The organism is Pseudomonas sp. FW305-28 (genome assembly GCF_017351395.1).
In the GTDB taxonomy this organism is placed as follows: domain Bacteria; phylum Pseudomonadota; class Gammaproteobacteria; order Pseudomonadales; family Pseudomonadaceae; genus Aquipseudomonas; species Aquipseudomonas fluorescens_AA.
In genome coordinates this window covers 1-2,341 of sequence record NZ_JACNDD010000286.1, presented here as the reverse complement: position 1 = coordinate 2,341, position 2,341 = coordinate 1, and the positions used below count along the sequence as shown (strand labels likewise).

Sequence of the window (2,341 nt, the reverse complement as noted above, 5' to 3'; positions counted from 1 at the left end):
CCACATCGGCAAACCGGTGGCGAACACCCAGTTCTATCTGCTGGACGAGCACAAACAACCCGTGCCGCTGGGCGTGCCGGGCGAAATCTACATCGGTGGTGCCGGGGTCGCTCGTGGTTATCTGAACCGCGACGACCTGACGGCCGAACGCTTCCTGAAAGATCCATTCAGCAATGCTCCAAACGCCCGCATGTATCGCACGGGCGACCTGGGCCGGTATCTGCCGGATGGCAACATCGAATATCTGGGCCGTAACGATGACCAGGTGAAGATCCGTGGTTTCCGCATTGAACTGGGGGAGATCGAAGCCAAGCTCGCCCAGGCTCCGAACATCAAGGAAACCGTGGTCGTGGCCCGGGAAGATGTGCCGGGCGACAAGCGCCTGGTGGCGTATTTCACCCAACACTCGCCGGACGAAACAGTAGAGATCGAAGCCCTGCGCACGCACCTGCAAGCGCAACTGCCGGCCTACATGGTGCCGGTGGCCTACGTGCGCCTGGATGCGTTGCCACTGACGCCGAACGGCAAGCTCGACCGCAAGGCCCTGCCGGCACCGGATCTCGATGCGCTGATCACCCGTGGCTACGAAGCCCCGCAAGGCGAAACCGAAACCACCCTGGCGCAGATCTGGCAAGACGTGCTCAAGGTCGAACGCGTCGGCCGGCACGACCATTTCTTCGAACTGGGCGGGCATTCCCTGCTGGCCGTCAGCCTGATCGAGCGGATGCGCCAGGCCGGCTTGAGCGCCGATGTGCGCATACTATTCAATCAACCGACCTTGGCCGCGCTGGCTGCCGCAGTGGGCACTGGCAACGAGGTGACTGTCCCGGCAAACCTGATTCCTTTGGGTTGCGAACACATCACCCCAGCCATGCTGCCGCTGGCGAAGTTGAGTCAGGAGGCCATCGACCGTATCGTATCGACGGTGCCAGGCGGTGCGCGCAACGTGCAGGACATCTATCCGCTGGCGCCGCTGCAGGAAGGCATTCTTTACCATCACCTGGCCGCCGAACAAGGCGATCCTTATGTGCTGCAAGCGCAGTTCACCTTCGATAGCCGCGAACGCCTGGACGATTTCACCCAGGCCTTGCAGGGTGTGATCGACCGCCACGACATCTTGAGGTCATCCATGGCCTGGGAAGGGCTGGACGAGCCGGTGCAAGTGGTCTGGCGCAAGGCGGTATTGGGTGTTGAACACGTCATCCCGCACGATGAGGAGGGTGACATTCTCGCTCAGTTGAAGGCGAGCTTCGACGTCAGTCACCACCGCCTGGATATCCGTCAGGCGCCGTTGATGCGCGTTCGGTTCGCTCAGGACGCCGTCAACCAGCGTTGGTTGGCGACCTTGCTGGTCCATCACATGGCGCTCGACCACACGGCGCTGGAAGTGATGCGCCACGAGATACAGATGCACTTGCAGGGCCACGCTGGTCAGTTGGGCGACGCGGTGCCTTATCGCAACTATGTGGCCCAGGTGTGCCTGGGTGTGAGTCGTGAAGAGCACGAAACGTTTTTCCGCGCGATGCTCGGCGACATCGACGAGCCGACGCTGCCGTTCGGCTTGCAGGATGTCCGTGGCGATGGCAGCAGTATCGAAGAAGCCCAGCAGGCCATCTCGACGGAGCTGAGCCGCCGTCTGCGCCTGCAGGCGCGCCAATTGGGCGTGAGTGCCGCGAGCCTGTATCACCTGGCCTGGGCCCAGGTGCTGGGCCGGGTTTCGGGTCGCGAGGACGTGGTGTTCGGCACCGTGTTGATGGGGCGGATGCAGGGCGGCGAAGGGGCCGACCGGGCCTTGGGAATGTTCATCAATACCTTGCCGATCAGTGTGCAAGTCGGTGCACAAAGCGTGCGCGACGGCGTGCTGACGACCCATGCGCGGCTGAGCGGGCTGTTGGGCCATGAGCATGCTTCCCTGGCGTTGGCCCAACGTTGCAGTGGCGTGGTTGCACCGACGCCATTGTTCAGTGCATTGCTCAACTACCGTCATTCGGTCGCCGAGCCTAATGCGTTACAAGCGTCGTCGACCTGGGAAGGGATCGAGGAAGTGGGCGGCGAAGAACGCACCAACTATCCACTGGTGCTGTCCGTGGATGATCTCGGCGAAGGCTTCAGCCTGACCGTTCAGGCAGTGGCCGAAATCGGCGCACGGCGGATCGGCGCCTACATGGAAGCGGCATTGACGAGCCTGGTCGTGGCGTTGGAGTGTGCGGCTGGAACGTCATTGTCTGATTTGACGATCTTGCCAGCGCAGGAGCGTGATCGGTTGCTGGTGACATTCAACGCCACCGAGATCGACTATCCGCAGCAGCAGACGATTCATGGCCTGTTCGAAGAACAGGTC

The 2,341-nt window shown here is 62.1% G+C and carries 1 protein-coding gene; it reads left to right on the top strand.

Annotated features, from left to right (window positions below; all coding sequences use genetic code 11):
- The coding region (locus J4E53_RS30390) for a condensation domain-containing protein (RefSeq protein WP_207268287.1) at positions 1-2,341 on the top strand (2,341 nt) is incomplete at both ends.